Source organism: Shewanella sp. 10N.286.45.A1, from assembly GCF_041470405.1.
Classification (GTDB): domain Bacteria; phylum Pseudomonadota; class Gammaproteobacteria; order Enterobacterales; family Shewanellaceae; genus Shewanella.
Window position 1 is genome coordinate 1 of record NZ_JBFRMK010000093.1, and the last position, 16,328, is coordinate 16,328.

General features: G+C 40.8%; 14 protein-coding genes and 1 pseudogene. 9 read left to right on the plus strand and 6 right to left on the minus strand.

The window, feature by feature from the left end; all coding sequences use genetic code 11:
• Positions 1–525 precede the first annotated feature (525 nt).
• From AB4238_RS08295 to AB4238_RS08310, 4 genes are all read right to left on the minus strand, one after another.
• Entirely contained in the window at positions 526–1,425 is a 900-nt protein-coding gene (locus AB4238_RS08295) for an ABC transporter ATP-binding protein (protein ID WP_372032807.1), read from the minus strand.
• Positions 1,422–2,186 (minus strand): ABC transporter permease subunit, encoded by a 765-nt coding sequence (locus tag AB4238_RS08300; protein WP_372032827.1) that lies wholly within the window; start codon positions 2,184–2,186, stop codon positions 1,422–1,424. Before AB4238_RS08300 ends, AB4238_RS08295 begins: the two co-directional genes overlap by 4 nt.
• A 182-nt stretch (positions 2,187–2,368) precedes the next feature.
• Positions 2,369–3,016 (minus strand): YceH family protein, encoded by a 648-nt coding sequence (locus AB4238_RS08305; RefSeq protein ID WP_372032810.1) that lies wholly within the window; start codon positions 3,014–3,016, stop codon positions 2,369–2,371.
• A 117-nt stretch (positions 3,017–3,133) separates the two neighbouring features.
• Positions 3,134–3,967 (minus strand): S1 RNA-binding domain-containing protein, encoded by an 834-nt coding sequence (locus AB4238_RS08310; protein ID WP_371993756.1) that lies wholly within the window; start codon positions 3,965–3,967, stop codon positions 3,134–3,136.
• A gap of 518 nt (positions 3,968–4,485) precedes the next feature.
• Here AB4238_RS08310 and speA point away from each other — a divergent pair.
• The 7 genes from speA (at position 4,486) to AB4238_RS08345 (ending at position 12,369) form a co-directional block, all read left to right on the plus strand.
• On the plus strand, positions 4,486–6,399 hold the full coding sequence (gene speA, locus AB4238_RS08315; protein WP_372032812.1) for a biosynthetic arginine decarboxylase: 1,914 nt from the start codon (positions 4,486–4,488) through the stop codon (positions 6,397–6,399).
• Positions 6,400–6,483: 84 nt separating this feature from the next.
• Positions 6,484–7,404, plus strand: a complete 921-nt coding sequence (locus AB4238_RS08320) for an adenosylmethionine decarboxylase (RefSeq protein WP_372032814.1) — start codon at positions 6,484–6,486, stop codon at positions 7,402–7,404.
• A 23-nt stretch (positions 7,405–7,427) separates the two neighbouring features.
• Complete coding sequence (gene speB, locus AB4238_RS08325; protein WP_372032816.1) at positions 7,428–8,357, plus strand: agmatinase; 930 nt, start codon at positions 7,428–7,430, stop codon at positions 8,355–8,357.
• Between the two features lie 140 nt (positions 8,358–8,497).
• Positions 8,498–9,139 (plus strand): pyridoxamine 5'-phosphate oxidase, encoded by a 642-nt coding sequence (pdxH, locus tag AB4238_RS08330; RefSeq protein WP_372032817.1) that lies wholly within the window; start codon positions 8,498–8,500, stop codon positions 9,137–9,139.
• A gap of 681 nt (positions 9,140–9,820) precedes the next feature.
• Positions 9,821–10,396, plus strand: a complete 576-nt coding sequence (locus tag AB4238_RS08335; protein ID WP_372032818.1) for a YceI family protein — start codon at positions 9,821–9,823, stop codon at positions 10,394–10,396.
• 113 nt (positions 10,397–10,509) lie between these two features.
• Positions 10,510–10,863: a DUF3802 family protein gene (locus tag AB4238_RS08340; RefSeq protein WP_372032820.1), complete on the plus strand. Its 354-nt coding sequence runs from the start codon at positions 10,510–10,512 to the stop codon at positions 10,861–10,863.
• 630 nt (positions 10,864–11,493) lie between these two features.
• Positions 11,494–12,369, plus strand: a complete 876-nt coding sequence (locus tag AB4238_RS08345) for a RimK/LysX family protein (RefSeq protein WP_372032822.1) — start codon at positions 11,494–11,496, stop codon at positions 12,367–12,369.
• A 373-nt stretch (positions 12,370–12,742) separates the two neighbouring features.
• Here AB4238_RS08345 and AB4238_RS08350 read toward each other — a convergent pair whose 3' ends face one another.
• Complete coding sequence (locus AB4238_RS08350) at positions 12,743–15,286, minus strand: cache domain-containing protein (RefSeq protein ID WP_372032824.1); 2,544 nt, start codon at positions 15,284–15,286, stop codon at positions 12,743–12,745.
• A gap of 261 nt (positions 15,287–15,547) precedes the next feature.
• Positions 15,548–15,763, minus strand: a pseudogene (locus tag AB4238_RS08355) (methyl-accepting chemotaxis protein); the annotation flags it as partial.
• A gap of 81 nt (positions 15,764–15,844) precedes the next feature.
• Between AB4238_RS08355 and tnpA the strand changes: the two are divergent.
• Both tnpA and tnpB read left to right on the plus strand, forming a co-directional pair.
• Entirely contained in the window at positions 15,845–16,177 is a 333-nt protein-coding gene (gene tnpA, locus AB4238_RS08360; RefSeq protein WP_372032826.1) for an IS66 family insertion sequence element accessory protein TnpA, read from the plus strand.
• Positions 16,177–16,328, plus strand: a 152-nt coding sequence (gene tnpB / locus AB4238_RS08365) for an IS66 family insertion sequence element accessory protein TnpB (RefSeq protein WP_372032829.1), incomplete at its 3' end; no start/stop codon positions are given. The genes tnpA and tnpB, both read left to right, overlap by 1 nt.

A 16,328-nucleotide genomic window follows, 5' to 3' on the forward strand; every position in this document is an offset into this window, starting at 1 on the left:
TCTACTCAGAGTGTTTTTTGGCTAACTCGTTCAAGGCGAGTGATTGACATAATGGCTGCTCCCTTATGAATGCATACAACGCCCAAGTAAGAAGCCAAAGCACTCCTTACAGGTGAGTTTTAGCGACCCTGATGCAGCGTTAACCAGCTTGAACCGGCTTGAACCAGCTTGAACATAGAATAACTATGATTTTAAATCAGTTGGCTTACCTCTGAACTGTTGAGCTGTTGAACTGCTAACCTCTTGCTGAGCGATAAAACTTTTATACTGATTGGTATTCTTACACCGCGATAAACATCATTTCAGCCTCTATGAAGATGTAATACCAATCAATATAAGAAGTCGAACTACTCAGAGTGACCAAATAGTTACCGCGCTGCACCCAGTGAAATAGGCGTGACGGGTCTATTTGACTGCACTAGATTGAACAGCGTTTTGCAGGGGCTTCAAATGAATTAAAGCAAGAGGATTACTCGGGGAGAATACATCACTAGCTCAAAGAGCCAGTGATGTCATAGTGCCAATTTAAGAGAATAGCTTATCTTCTAAAGTGCGACCTTTAAGTATGGCCTTGTATTGCCAGTTGTTTTGTTTAAACAAGGTAAATAATGCACTCTCTATAGCATAGTCTTCTTCACTATTGTGCTTGATTAAAAACTCGTTGTGCTGCTTTTTATCTATTGAACTTATATCAGCAAGACCCATAACCGCATCAAGTAATTTTTCGGAATCGCACTGCTGCATCGTTAACGTTAGGTATTGGCTTTGTAGGCTGTCATCCATGGATACAGATTGTGTCAGTTGGCCGAGTTCTAAATAAAGCACCTGACCACAAAGCTTTTCAAGCTCATCTAAGTTATGAGAACTGATGATGAATGTCGTTTTGTCTGAAAGCTCTCTGACTAATTCGCGGATTTTTTTTGCATTTGCAGGATCTAGCCCAGCAGTGGGTTCGTCGAGCAACACTATCTCTGGTGAACCAATCAACGATTGAGCGATAGCGACTCGTTTCGCCATACCATGGCTTAACGACTTTGGTTTTTGAGAAGCACAATCCGCTAAATCCACTAATGATAAAACTCGCAGAGCTTCTGATTTAGCGTCTTTCTTAGAGAAGCCCTGTAACGTACCAAATAATACCAGCTGGGTGAGAATATCAAAGTTAGGGTCTAGCGTGGCATCTTGAGGTAACGAAGCCACACGGCCGAGGAGGGCGGCGTCACCAGGCTTATGACCAAGTAAGCTCACTTCTCCTGTAGTAGGTGCAATATAACCGCACAATAAGCTAAACAGTGTTGTCTTACCGGCGCCGTTAGGGCCAACTAATGCGATGGGGGCGCCAGCATCTAAGGTTAGATCGACTTGCTTTAAGGCTTGCTTACTGCCGTAAGATTTAGATAAACCTTTACATTCAATGAGTCTCATATCGCGCTCCGTTTAATATACATACGTCCAAGTAACAGAAGCACTAATGTTTGTAATAAGGCGACTGGCGCATATGCAAAGCTACCTAAGCCTTGGGTATTAATCATCAGTGAAATTTGTGAACCAGGTAAGATCCATTTCAGTTCACTAATAATGGGTAGGTAATTGTTAATTATTGCGATTGTTATCGACATCGCCGCCCAGATGAGAATGGCATAGATGGTTGCTTGTCTTGCAGAGTTGGCATAGAGCGATAGTATTGCCATTAACGCTGTATAAGGCAGTAGCACAATGACTAGGTTTACGATAACCAAAGCACCACTGCCGATAGCTGGCATTAACAGAGTCGCCTCTCGACTAACTGCTAGCACAATTGTGGCTAAGACAGTTAGGGATACTAAAATGGTTTGGATGGTCATATGACCGATGAAACGGCCGAAGAAAATACTCTCTCTACTTGCCCTTAGGGTTAGAAAGCGAAAGGTTCCACGCGCTTTATCTGATGAAAATTGATCTGCGGCAATAAAGATACTGAATAACGGAAATAGGTATAGCGCAGCAATCCAGTAGATGGCGAGTTCAGCTACTGACCACTTAAACAGTTCACTGACAACCTCTGGTCCAAATAAACCTTCTATCAGGGCCTTGTAGTCAGGGCTAATTAGAAACTCAGAGGCTCCGCGGATCGGATAAAGTAGTATAAGTAACCATACTAGGGAGAAGGCGACGAGTGCGATTATCCCTCGAGGGTTGAAAAGCATTTTTTTTACTTCGAACTGGGCGAGTAACAGTATATTTCGCAAACTACTACTTTGCTTACTATTTTCCAAACTAATCCCTTAATCAATGGATTTTACAATGGCTAACAGGTTAACACCTCAATGGGCGGGCGTTAACCATTAGTTAGTGCTGATGGATTAAATATTATTAAGATTTTTATTGGCTATTTATTAAGAAGCTGTTGAATGAGAGCCTTTAGTTCACCGACTTCAACTTCGAGCTTAGACACCCTATCTTCGAGTTCTGTTCGAGAAGTAGCCTGCGGAGCTGCATCCTTGTGCAGTATTGGATTAGTGTTGCGCTCTAACTCTTCGGTTGTGAATAATTGGCAGTAACGTGCTTCTCGCTTACCAGGCTCTTTTGCCAGCAGCATCACGAGTGGTGTTTCTCGGCGTGAAAGCTCCAACAGGCTATGCTCAACTTCACTGACATCGTTAAACTCATGCAATCGATTACTACGAGTTCTCAATTCTCCTGGAGTTTGAGGACCACGTAATAGCAGCAGGCAGATAATGGCAAGTTGGGCTGGATTTAGTTGCAGGTCGCTAAATTCAGTATTACAGAAACGGTGTTTATATTTAACGACACGACTACCAAATCCAGATTGTTCCGATATCAAACGCTTTTTGGCAAGGCTATCCAGAGTATTTTGTACATCTGATTCACTTAAACTGAGCACTGGGTCTCTGCTGGATTTTTGGTTACATCCAGATGTCAGACTATTGAGAGATAGAGGGTACTGTTCAGGTGTTGTGAGTTCTTTCTCAAGTAGCACACCGATTACACGGGCTTCATGCTGAGTGAGTTCCATATTGTTCCCTTAATAAAAAAGCATGACTTTGTTATAACAGAGCCATGCTTTAATGCAAAGGTAGTTTGGGCTACATCAATCAATAACCGCTTAATCTTTAGCCGTTTAGGTAACGACTTATTCGACTAGGCGGATCCCATCTGGTGAGATAGTGATCTGTTGCTTTTTATATAACCCGCCAATACTCTTTTTAAAGGCCTTTTTACTCATTGAAAGTTTTGCGTAGATAACTTCTGCGTCGGTTTTATCATTGAGAGGTAAAAAGCCGCCAGCTTGTTTTAGTTTAAACATGATGGTCATAGAATGTTTATCTAACTCTTCTTTAACCCCTTTCTGCAACGATAGGTCAATTTTCCCATCGCTTCTTACTCGTTTGATAAAGCCTTTAATCTTTTGCCCAAAGCTTAAGCGAGTAAACACTTCATTCTTATACAGCACGCCCCAATGGCTATTATTAACAATTGCTTTGTAGCCAAGATCAGTTGTACCACCAATAATAAGGCTAACTTCTTCGCCTTCGGCGTATTTAGGTTCTTCTAAATCTAAAAATCGATCAATCTTAGAAGAGGCTACTATGCGGTCATCAACGTGACTGGTATAGATATGAACTAAGTAAGACTTTCCTTCCTCAATCTCTCTATGCTGCTCTCCGAATGGAAGTAGCAGATCTTTGTCTAATCCCCAATCTAAAAATGCACCATATGGGCCGTTAACCTTAGCTTCTAAAAAGGCAAATTGGCCGACTTGCCCAAGAGGGCGACGAGTAGTGGCAATAACCATGTCTTGTGAATCTAGATAGAGAAATACATTAACCATGTCGCCAACATGACACTCTTTTGGCACGACTTTGCTCGGTAGCAATACTTGGCCTAAATCCTGTGCATCTAAATAAACGCCAAATTCAACTTCTTTGACGACTTCAAGCCTGCAGCTTTTTCCTATCTCAATCATGTTTATCTCTACTTTATACTGGGACGACTAACTTCTGCAGCGATTATAGTGGAATTAGCTTCAATATGCTTTAGTCACATAGTGATAATGAAAATAAGATTTGAATTTGGTTAAATGAAAGTAATGCTTTAAGCCATAATTTGCTGGGGCTTGCTATGGTTGCATGAGATAGCACAAATATGGCTAATATTCTCAAGGTTAAGCTTGATTTATTGTGCGTCTCAAGGTTTAATTGCGCGCCCTAAAACTTGGCGCTAATGTACTGATATTCGCTAAGGTTTGTAGGGTGTTTGTAAGCACAAACTGTTGAGTAAACGCCTTGATGAATTTCAATCATTAGCTTATACATGCTATGTTTATTTGCTAGAAAGGTAAGCTTAAAGCGCACGTGAAGTAAGAATATGCAAGAATTAAGGTAGTCATTTAGTTATTCGAATGACACAGGATCATAGATGGTTAAATGGAGCTGTCGGCACCATTTAGAATTTCACAGGTTAGATAGACAGGTTAGGAAAAATATGAGCAATTGGTCTATTGATGATGCACGAGCAAGTTACAACGTAAATTACTGGAGTCAAGGGCTCTATGGGATAAGTGATGAAGGTGAGGTCACCGTCTCGCCAGATCCCAACCGTCCGGACTGCAAAATTGGCCTTAATGAACTTGCTAAAGATATGGTTAAAGCCGGCGTTGCGCTGCCTGTTTTAGTGCGATTCCCTCAAATATTGCATCACAGAGTCAATAGCCTGTGTCAGGCTTTTAATCAGGCGATTCAAAAGTATCAGTATGAAGCTGATTACCTGTTAGTTTACCCCATCAAGGTGAATCAACAGCAAACCGTGGTCGAAGAGATTTTAGCCAGCCAAGTCGAAAAAGAAGTACCGCAATTAGGGCTTGAAGCCGGCAGTAAACCTGAATTACTGGCAGTGCTCGCTATGGCGCAAAAAGCCAGTTCGGTCATTATTTGTAATGGCTACAAAGATAAAGAGTATATTCGCTTAGCCTTAATTGGCGAGAAGCTTGGACACAAGGTTTATATCGTACTTGAGAAAATGTCAGAGCTTAAAGTTGTATTGGAGCAAGCCAAAGAACTTGGCGTGACCCCAAGGCTCGGTTTACGGGTACGTTTGGCGTTTCAGGGTAAAGGAAAGTGGCAAGCAAGTGGTGGAGAAAAGTCTAAGTTTGGGCTTTCAGCGGCACAGGTGCTTAAGGTTATTGAACAGTTACAACATGAAAACATGTTGGACTCGTTAGAGTTGCTGCATTTTCACTTAGGTTCTCAAATTGCCAACATCAGAGATATTCGTCAGGGCGTCAGTGAAGCGGGACGCTTTTACTGTGAACTAATGAAGCTCGGTGCCAATGTAAAATGTTTTGACGTGGGTGGTGGGCTTGCGGTTGATTACGATGGTACCCGCAGTCAAAGTAATAATTCTATGAATTATGGCTTAACTGAGTATGCAAATAACATAGTTAGTGTGCTTACTGATATGTGCAAAGAGTATGAACAGCCGATGCCGAGAATTATCTCAGAGTCCGGCCGTTATTTAACTGCACATCATGCCGTATTGCTTACCGACGTTATTGGTACAGAATCATATAAGCCTGAAACCATTTTACCGCCAAGCGAAGATGCGCCGTTATTGCTGCAGAATATGTGGCAGTCTTGGACTGAAGTGAGTGGTAAGGCTGACCAAAGGGCATTGATTGAGATATTTCATGATTGCCAAAGTGACTTAACTGAAGTGCACTCTCTTTTTGCTCTTGGACAATTAAGCTTGGCTGATAGAGCGTGGGCTGAGCAGATTAATCTACGAGTGTGTCATGAACTTCAAGGTAACATGAGTTCAAAATATCGCTACCACAGGCCGATAATCGATGAGCTTAATGAAAAGTTAGCCGATAAGTTCTTTGTTAACTTTTCGCTGTTTCAATCGCTACCCGATGCGTGGGGCATTGATCAGGTTTTCCCTGTAATGCCTTTATCTGGGTTAGATAAAGCCCCTGAACGCCGCGCGGTTATGCTTGATATTACCTGCGATTCAGACGGTATTGTTGATCAGTACGTTGACGGACAAGGTATTGAAACTACTCTACCTGTTCCAGCGTGGACCCAAGAAAGTCCCTATCTTATTGGATTTTTCCTCGTAGGGGCATATCAAGAGATTTTGGGTGATATGCATAACCTATTTGGTGATACTAATTCGGCAGTGGTGCGAGTTGATGAGAATGGCAGGCGTAACATTGATTCAGTACTAGAAGGTGACACTGTTGCTGATGTGCTCAGGTATGTGAACTTGGAAGCTGTTTCTTTCATGCGAACTTATGAAGAGTTAGTAAATAAGCATATTGTTGAAGATGAACGCAGTAATATACTTGAAGAGCTTCAGCTAGGGCTAAAAGGTTATACCTATCTAGAAGATTTCTCTTAGCATAGAATATTATTGAGTATTGCTAGACCAGTGTTGAGTATACTCAACACTGGTCTTATTTTTTATCCTGAGCAGAGTAGTTAGATGTTTTTTGAAGGTTCAGAAAAGAAAATAGAACTTCGAGTTAAGCAGGGCAACGCTTCCCTTCGCCGTTTTAGTCGTGAATTTTGGGAGCAAGGCTTGGCACTAGCCGGCGCAGATATTCTGTCGGTCTTATCGAATCATGACTGTGATGCTTATGTGCTGAGTGAGTCTAGCCTTTTCGTTTGGGATAACAAAATACTGCTAATTACCTGTGGCAATACTAATCTTATTGAAGCGGCAGTGTTCTTGATTGACGAGATTAACGTCGACAGCATTGCTTCTTTTACTTACCAACGAAAAAGTGAATTTCTGTCTCACCTGCAGACAACCCGCTTTGAAGATGATTGCCAGCAGTTAAGGACGAGATTGAGTGGCACAGCGTATCGTGTTGGTCATCTAGACGGGCATCATCATTACCTTTTTTGTAGTGATGTCACTGATGCATTAAGTAGCAGCACGAGTTTGCTGATGTACCATATTAAAGGTGATGTTGCAGACTATCTAAGACAACCGATTCAAACGAAGTCTAAAATCAAAGCACTGTTACAATTACAGCTGTTATTGCCAGACTTTGTTTTTGATGATCATCTTTTTGACCCGTGTGGCTATTCAATAAACGGTTTACATGGTGAGCAATTTCTGACAATGCATATTACCCCGCAAGAGCATAGTGCTTATGTCAGTATTGAAACAAACTTGAATTTTGCTCAACATCCGTTCAGTATATTCGCCAGAATGTTAAATATGTTGAACCCTGGTAGTTGGGATATCATTAGTGTAAATCAACAACTATCAACAGAGAGCTACCCTTTACACCTTGAGGTAGCTTGCTGTGAACTGGCGCTTAACGCGACCAATTCTTTTAATTATAAACATTATATTCAGCCTGTTAGCGATGTACTAACGGCTACAGAATTGTGAGTTTGACCTTTTACGGAGCTTTTATGACCACTATCGCAGATAAACCTGATTACTCGCTTTACTCAAATGCATTCGGCTATTTAAGGTTGCCATTAAACTTCCGCCCATTAGAGAGTGATGCAGATGTCGTAGTGATTGGTTTACCTTTTGACATGGCGACCACAGGACGCTCTGGTGGACGTATGGGGCCTGGAGCAATCCGTCAAGCATCCGTGAACCTTGCTTGGGAAGAGTCTCGTTGGCCTTGGCAGTTTAAACTGAGCGATCACATTAAAGTCGTCGATGCAGGAGATCTGGTTTATGACTGTGGGGATTCTGCTGATTTTACTCAACGAGTTGAAGACTTTGCTACTGCAATCGTTGAGTCAGGTAAAGCGATGCTGAGCTTCGGCGGCGATCATTTTGTTACTTTACCGCTACTAAGAGCTCACTATAAGAAGCATGGCAAAATGGCATTGCTACATTTTGATGCTCATACCGATACTTATAGCCAGGGCAGTAAATATGACCACGGTACAATGTTTTATCATGCGCCGAAAGAGGGCATTATTGCGGCAGAACACTCTATTCAAGTTGGAATTAGAACAGAGTATGATCAACCTAGCCATCTGTTTAAAGTGATTGATGCTGCCGCTGCCAACGAGCAAAGTGCAGATCAAATAGTTGCTCAGATTAAAGAGCGAGTCGGTGATATGCCTCTATATGTCACCTTTGATATCGATTGCTTAGATCCCGCTTTTGCACCTGGAACTGGCACACCCGTTTGTGGTGGCCTCACCAGCGATAAAGCGATGAAAATTATCAGAGGCCTAAATGGCATGAACATCGTTGGTATGGATGTTGTTGAAGTCGCTCCAGCATATGATAGCGCTGAAATCACAGCATTAGCAGGTGCCACATTAGGATTAGAATTATTGCATGTTTGGGCTGATTCTAACGGCAAAGTTAAGTAAACTGACCTTAGATAGACTTAGTTTAGAAAACTAATTCTAGAATACTTAATCTAGAAAACTAAATCTAGAAAACTAAGCCTAGAAAACTAAGTATAAAAAACGGAACAGCTTTTTATCATGCACTATTTAAGGACCGGTAAATGTCAGAGTTAAGCGATATCAGGCGAGAGTACTCTTTAGGCGAGATGCATAGCGAGAATGTTCCTGATGATCCAATGGAGCTTTTTAATTGCTGGCTTGAAGTGGTAAAGGATTCTGAAATTAAAGACCCTACTGCGATGTCCGTAGCTACAGTGGATGAGAACGGCCAACCGTTTCAGCGTATTGTATTGCTGAAAAGGTTTGGTGATGATGGGTTTGTTTTTTTTACCAACTTAGAAAGTCGTAAAGCCCAGCATATTGCTATTAACTCTCAAGTCAGTTTGCTATTCCCTTGGCATACTTTAGAGAAACAAGTGGCAATCACAGGAGTTGCTGAACCGCTATCCAAGACTGAAGTGTTAAAGTACTTTATGTCGCGCCCTAAAGACAGTCAGATTGCGGCTTGGGTATCAAAGCAATCCAGTCGAATTTCTGCAAGAAAAGCCTTGGAGACAAAGTTCTCGGAGATGAAGTCGAAGTTTGCTAACGGTGAAGTGCCACTGCCAAAGTTTTGGGGAGGGTACCTTGTTAAACCTAGCAGCATAGAATTTTGGCAGGGTGGTGAGAGTCGATTACATGATCGCTTTATCTATGAGAAAACTGCTGATGAACAATGGACTCGAAGCCGCTTAGCCCCTTAACATTATACGCTTTACAGACAATGCCATTTTTAATAAGTGGCATTTTTATAACTAATACCCACTCCACAAAGAGTTGCTCATTCAGCGGCAGTTAAAATCACTTTAGACAAGTTAAGTGGCTTACCACTAATAGCTAATCGTTAAAAGTTATTCTCGGCTCTAGCATCCTGCTCCACTCTCGATAATTGCTCCTGCATTATTCAACCTTCGACCATCCTTGGTCTTGTACCTCCTAAATCTGACTGCCATGGAGGGCCAGAATGTCTCATTTTGTATGGAACAAAATAGACCATTTAGTCGAATATTGAGTGGCACATGCACTGTATTAAGTGATTTACCCATGCCTTAAATATCAGCCGCACGTTGTGAACGTTTCTGGACTTTCACTTCAGCCCTTTTAGTTTCAAAATGGAATAACCATTTTGAGACAATGTGCCTTGAATTTAAAGCCCTGAGAAAGCTATGAACTGAGTATATCCTTAATGGAATTAGTGTTACCTCTATTGGTTAAATCGTTTTTTAATTTGTACTCAGACAACGCATTTTTAGCTAAAGCTAATATAATTCAGTATTGAAGAAATAGATATTACTGCTACTGGGTAGTAGCTTGTGCTAAATTAGCGTTGATTGCTGTTTTTGTACCTTGATATCTATCACTATTTTACCTAGAGGGAGCTACACATGAAAAGTGTCATTGCTGGATTACTGCTTATTCCGTTATCGTTCGTAACGTCAGCCGCTGACTGGAACGTTGCTAATGATGAATCAAAGGTAAATTTTATATCCATTAAAAAAGGTGATATTGCTGAGGTACATCATTTTAAAGCCATTTCAGGCATGCTCAATGATAAGGGCGAGTTTGAGTTGATGGTATCGCTAGCAAGCGTTGATACCAATATTGAGATAAGAGATGAGCGCATGGGCTCGCTATTGTTTGAGGTTGATAAGTATCCAAAGCTAATTTTGACGGCTCAAGTTGACACAAAGTTACTTGATAGCTTGAGTGTTGGTGATTCGACAATCACTACTGTAGAAGGGGTGGTGGATTTACATGGTAAGAAAGTAAAGATCCCTTTTTCTGTGAGTATTGCTAAGCTGTCAGATACAAACTTATTAGTTGCGAGTGCTGTGCCTGTTATTGTTAATTCTGACAGCTTTGGATTGACACAAGGTATTGAAAAGTTGCGTGAGATAGCTGGATTATCAGCAATCAGCAAAGCGGTACCAGTTTCATTTATTCTGAACCTTAAGAAATAGAGATAGTCGATATCATTTCACTTTAAACTCAGATAATATTCCTATTCAAAGAAATTTTGCGGCTCCTTTGAGCCGCTTTGTCATTTATGCTATTTGCATATTTCGGATGTGATATGGTTACCGACAAAGACGGGTATATGCACCTTGTTCAGTATTTAACTGAGCATTTGGGTATATTTGAAAACTCGCAACAACAAGCTGTATCTGACGATACAGTGATGGAACTATTTGAAGAACAACTCGCTGCTCAAATTATTATGGTTTGTGGTCAGAATCCTTCGCTAAGTTTTGCTCAACGAAACTTAGTGATCAGGGAAGTTGACTCAATTGTGTATGATCTTGAAGAGATCCTTGCACGAATTGCTGATCATAAGGCTACTGCAGAGCAAACGCTGTTTATTACAGAGTTTTCCTGTTTGATCAAAAACTTGTTTGATCAAGAGATCGCAAAATTAATGGCTGCGTGATAGGCATTGTTTTTATATTTCGTTACAGAATTATCCCCATTTTCTCTTGTTGCCGATAGCAATAAGGCCTAGTGTTCAATAATGAATATGGGGAATTCGATGTTTTCAGACGTTAGCAGTTCTATTAATAAGCAACATTTAGTTGCTTATATCTGTCTGTTTGTTTTTTGGCTTTGTCTTCGTTTATTTAGTCAAAATGCTTTCGACTTAGGCTGGGGATTTTTCCCGCTCGTCATCTCATTGCCTTTTGTGCCATTTATCCTTGTATGGTTAGGGGTACAGTTTTACCGAAATTTAAAGCTCTATAAACAAAGTTACCATAAACGATGGTATGTTGGTCACTGTGTTTGTACGGCAATATTATTTGCTCTTTTTGTCCTTCATTTCTTTTAATCCCCGCTAAATTAATAACAACTTAACGGGTATTGATATCATTCTCTGTTCAGGTAACTGTCAGTGTTGAACTGCTAACTTTAATTCGCTAACCGTTCTACTGTAAAAATTTAGTCGCCAGAGCGGGTTAGGCTGTTTTATTTCTCAAAAGAAAGAGTGTCGCTTCAAAGACTGATGTTTCTTGCTATGATAACTCTAACAAGCTAAATATTGACGTAACTATACTTAGGAATTGCAATGCTAAAAAAAATGGGGTGGTGCCTGTTGACCCTGATGACTTCATTATCAGTACAAGCTAATGATAAAGCGGTTATTGGATCTACTGCTGATATGTATGTCGGGCATGCTGAATTGCCCTATGTTGCAAGGATAGACACTGGTGCGGTTAACACCTCTTTGCATGCAATAGATCTTAAAGTTGAAGGTGGCAGTGCTAAAAACATGAAAGAAAACATTGGTAAAATGTTGTCATTTACCACTGAAAACGGTCAAGGTCAGACTAAACGTTTGCAGGCCAAGATTGTTAAAACATCGACTGTCAGTAACTCTCAGGGTACTGAAACTCGTTATATGGTTGACCTTGATGTTGGTTTTAAAGGCAAAGAGCGCAAAGTGAGAGTGAATCTCCGTGATCGAAGCCATATGGATTATAAGCTGTTGATTGGTCGCAACTGGCTAAAAGGGCGTTACGTAGTTGATGTTTCCGATAAAAAATATATAGGTCCAGTCGCTCCAATTAGCATTGTTGAAAGCGGTATGATGTTTAAGACCCGTATTGACACCGGTGCAGTAGAAAATTCACTGCATGCCGTGAATTTTAAAATTGATAACGAAGACACCGACATGGAGAAGAATGTCGGCAAGGTGATTCATTTTACCACCGAAAATGAAAAGGGTGAGTCTAAAGTCGTTAAATCGCGCATTGTAGAAACATCACTTATTCGTAATGCACAAGGTAGTGAAATTCGCTATATGGTTGAACTCAATATTGGGGAGCCTGGCGAAGAGTACAAAGTAAAAGTTAACTTACGAGATAGAAGTAAGATGACATATAAGTTGTTAATTGGCCGCAACTGGCTGCAAGGGCACTATATTGTCGATGTATCAATGTAAGCTAATGAAAATAGATTATTAGTGCCTGTTGATCTTTGGATCCGTTTCATTGCTTCTATTCTTTTATGACTAGCATGCGTTATGAACGCTTCATTTAGCTGGCTAAGCGTCATCGCTCAAGCCTTGCACTAGAAGCATCACTCCTTACGGTAAAGACTCGAATAAAAACTGAGTTCGAAAAAACAACAGACCCTAGTCACTAAAGGCACTCGTAAAGAGTGCCTTTTTGTCATTTAAAACCGATACCTAGCTGCGTTTATATGAGGCTTCTAAGTGCAAGCGTCAGCGAAAACAGGTATGCGATGTAAGCCGCCATGAGTGAGATTAGTGTGTGCGATGATAGATGTCGCTATATTGGCTTTTGTAGACCTTCCTAAGCTAGAGATAGAGAGTAACTTATTTGGGTTTTATATTGGGCTTCTGGCTGTAAGCTCCTAATTTGCACTTTACCGTTAAACTCACTTTGCAACCAAACCGACAATGTAGTGATGGCACCGTTAATTTCACTTTCGTTTATCTGCTGCTGCAACATATCTAACTGATTGGTTGTAAATCCTTTACCATTATCATAAACGGTTATGATTAGCTGTTTTTGCTGTCTAGCCAAAATAAGTTTTATGCTTTTATTTGTTTGATGGTTTTCAAAAGCGTCGGCTAAGGTGTTGTTGATAATTCGATAAAAAAGAACCAAAAAGTGCCAATGGATCCCATCTACGATAAGTCTGTCATCACTTTGAATAATCATGTCGATATCAGAATCGATAAACTTTGGTCGTAAAAGAGCGATAATATGTTCCAATAACTGTACGAGATCAATGGGCTTAGCCCCATAATCTTGCGCCGTAAGTATATATTCTAAATGTCTTAATCGTTCAGTTTGTGCGGTCAGTTCTATACCAAAATCGGCGGCATTAAGACTACCATTCGACAGACGATAGGCTTTAGCAGCAAGCTCATCTTGCTCTCTAAAAATAGGTTTAACTAAATTGGCCACCAGTGTGGGATAAAGCGCTTGATTATCTAATTTTACTTTTTCGTAGTTATACTCTTTATTGATTTGAACTCGGGCTTGTAATGACTCAAATTCTAATCGTTTATTTGTCTCTTCAAGCTTCTCTATAAATCGAATATTCTTCGATTTTTCTTGTCTGAGGATCTCAAATTGGGCTTTCTTCTTAAGCTCTAGACTTTTGGTTTTACTAATATCAAATGCTATGGTGCCAACGGACACCACTTGCTGTTGGCTGTCTAAGATTGGAAATTTGGTGACTAAGTAAGTATGCAATTTCCCTTCACTTGGAAATGTTTGCTCATAACTCAGTTCTTGTTTTTTCTCTATTACGATTCGATCGTTGTCACTATTGACTTTCGCTACGTCCTTCGCAAGCACTAAATGGTCTCGAACACCGATTATATTGTCACGTTCTAAGGCCACAGTTTTGCAGAACTGGTCATTAACGAGTGTAAGTTCACCAGAGATGCTTTTGATAAATATAAGATTGTGTGCCGAATTAAGGATAAGGTTAAGGTGTTCTTTACTCTCTCTTAAATCTGCTTGAGCAACTTGCTGCACTTCCAGTTGCTTTTCCAATGCTAGGTTAGTGGCATCTAAGCTGGCTAGCGCGATCTCCAACTGGTGTGTGCGACTGCTAAATGCTTTCGCTAACATACCAATCTCATCTTTTCTGTTATTGCTCTCAAGTTCAATCATTGCTGAATTACTGTTATTCAACGCATTAACCATTCGGCTAATTGGTGAGATAAACAGCTTATTTTGGATAATGAATAACAGCATCAGTGCCGCTATTTGAATACTTACTAAATAAAGGCCAACCGTACTCGCTATCGATTTTGCACTGCTTTCTATAGTCGTTAGCGGTGTTACTAGAATCACTTTCCAATAGGTCCCCGGCATTAAAAATACACTGACGATAACCGGTTCTTGAAACTGTGGATCGCTTAATAACTCAAGACTGCTTAGAAGCTGTACATCTCTTAATTTACTTTTGGCGTTCTGATTAATTAATGCTGTCAGTTTAGCTCTTTCTTGCTCGGGTACCTTTGCGGTAACACTACTCAATTGTTCAGGGGTATAAGCACTATCAATATTGGCCTGTGCAATAAACTCAGCATCAATTTTTTCAATGGCTTGTTGCAGCGGCTCGAAGGCCGAGTGTTGCTGACTAAACTCAGAGAAAGGCTGAAATAATTCTCTTGTTGCTTCATCAGCAGCGATGTTTTGTTGAAGTTCAGGATAGGAAAGCATTCGGTTTTGTTGATCAAGCGCAAAAACGTAACCTCTTTGTCCTGAAAGGGCAGTTCTAAAAAACTCATTAATACTAGACAGTGCAACATCAACCGTAGCAACACCGATGAATTCATGATGTGACCACATAGGGACGGAGGCGGTAATCATCGGGTCTTGTGTGATTGGGTCAATATAGGATTTAGACCAATAACTGGTATCTGCAGGGTAGTATTTTGTAGGAATATACCAGCTCTCTTGGGAGTAGCCTTGAACATCATCTTGATTGTAACCGTTGACTTTGTGCAATTTGCCACTGGCATTACGAGCCCAAAAATGACTGTCTTTTTTATTGGTGAGCTTAGGCTCGGGCCAGATCCCGCCGCCGATAATAACCTCTTCTTGCCCAAGTTGGTCAAGTAAAGCAGGTATGCTGCCGTCAAACTGAGTGGGCGAGTGTTGGTACAGCTCTCCTAGAGCGCTAATGGAGACTGCGAGGTTTTCAATTCTATTGGTTTTTTGCTGTAAGCTTGCAGTGATAGCTTTGCCCACATTAACGTTCAAAGTTTGCTGGTTATCGATTAATCGATTAAGTTCAATTGACTTAATAAACCACACACTTGTTAAAATGATGATTGCGGCCACGGCCAGCTGGATGAACATAAATTTCATCGGAAGACTCTTGCGCCAATCGGTCAGCTTTGGGGGGCGGTTCTTGCCTTTCATCATGTTAAAGTTATGCTCAAATAGTGAGTAGCTACCCTAATTAGCATCCATACTGTTTAAGGATAAAATTTAAACTATAGCGTAAGTATACAAGCCTCGTTAAATTTTTGTAAAACAATACGCTACCGACATTGTAATAATTAAGATAGTGACACAAAAAAGGGTAGCACTAAAGTGCTACCCTTTTTTGAGGGCTGATGGTGTTAATTATATTTTCAGACCGATAAGTAGCGTATCTAATTGCTTAGCGGTAGCGTGAAGTTCGTCACAGCCTGAAACTGACTGGTTAGCTGATTGCTCTACATCATGGGATTGGATACGGATCTCCATCAGGTTGGTGGAGATTTCATTGGCGACAGCAGATTGCTCATCAGCAGATGTGGCAATCAATACACTCATTTCATAAACCTTGGCGCAGTGATGGTAACTGTCCGGCCAAGTACATTTTTAGCTTACCGCTTTGAAGCTATATCTTAACAACTGACTATTACATCGGGAGTTAATATGGCTAAACGTTCTCATGACGATTGGACTAACTTGATCCAGCAACAGCCTAGCAGTGGCTTAACGATTACCGATTTTTGTCGTCAACATAAGCTAAATAAGCTAAGTACCAGTACCTTTTATGCCCGCAAAGTCATTATGACTAACACTCCCCCAAAAAACGGGGCTTCGTTTATAAAGGTTGTAGCGCCTGCAACCACACCAGTTATCACTCAGGCCGTAACGTCGCAATCAACTATCTGTTTACAGCATCAAACTGGGCTATGGACTTTCCCAAGCTCTTTACCTCCAAGCTATCCGCTTGAGTTTATCAAAGATCTGCAAGCATGTTGATGTTTCAGCAGTTACCCTGTGTTTATCTGCATCGTGAACCCGTGGGTTTTCGTAAATCGATAAATGGCTTAGCCATTATGGTTGAACAACTACTGTCGCTACAGGCTACTGACGGCAGCGTGTCTGTTTTTTGTAATAATACCAATTGCAT

What these genes read in the sequence shown, in the direction of transcription:
- AB4238_RS08340 (WP_372032820.1), top strand. Translation starts at nt 10,510, where the DNA reads ATGGTTACCGACAAAGACGGGTATATGCACCTTGTTCAGTATTTAACT.
- AB4238_RS08300 (WP_372032827.1), bottom strand. Translation starts at nt 2,186, where the DNA reads ATGCTTTTCAACCCTCGAGGGATAATCGCACTCGTCGCCTTCTCCCTA.
- tnpA (WP_372032826.1), top strand. Translation starts at nt 15,845, where the DNA reads ATGGCTAAACGTTCTCATGACGATTGGACTAACTTGATCCAGCAACAG.
- speA (WP_372032812.1), top strand. Translation starts at nt 4,486, where the DNA reads ATGAGCAATTGGTCTATTGATGATGCACGAGCAAGTTACAACGTAAAT.
- AB4238_RS08305 (WP_372032810.1), bottom strand. Translation starts at nt 3,016, where the DNA reads ATGGAACTCACTCAGCATGAAGCCCGTGTAATCGGTGTGCTACTTGAG.
- AB4238_RS08320 (WP_372032814.1), top strand. Translation starts at nt 6,484, where the DNA reads ATGTTTTTTGAAGGTTCAGAAAAGAAAATAGAACTTCGAGTTAAGCAG.
- AB4238_RS08335 (WP_372032818.1), top strand. Translation starts at nt 9,821, where the DNA reads ATGAAAAGTGTCATTGCTGGATTACTGCTTATTCCGTTATCGTTCGTA.
- AB4238_RS08310 (WP_371993756.1), bottom strand. Translation starts at nt 3,967, where the DNA reads ATGATTGAGATAGGAAAAAGCTGCAGGCTTGAAGTCGTCAAAGAAGTT.
- AB4238_RS08350 (WP_372032824.1), bottom strand. Translation starts at nt 15,286, where the DNA reads ATGAAATTTATGTTCATCCAGCTGGCCGTGGCCGCAATCATCATTTTA.
- speB (WP_372032816.1), top strand. Translation starts at nt 7,428, where the DNA reads ATGACCACTATCGCAGATAAACCTGATTACTCGCTTTACTCAAATGCA.
- pdxH (WP_372032817.1), top strand. Translation starts at nt 8,498, where the DNA reads ATGTCAGAGTTAAGCGATATCAGGCGAGAGTACTCTTTAGGCGAGATG.
- AB4238_RS08295 (WP_372032807.1), bottom strand. Translation starts at nt 1,425, where the DNA reads ATGAGACTCATTGAATGTAAAGGTTTATCTAAATCTTACGGCAGTAAG.
- AB4238_RS08345 (WP_372032822.1), top strand. Translation starts at nt 11,494, where the DNA reads ATGCTAAAAAAAATGGGGTGGTGCCTGTTGACCCTGATGACTTCATTA.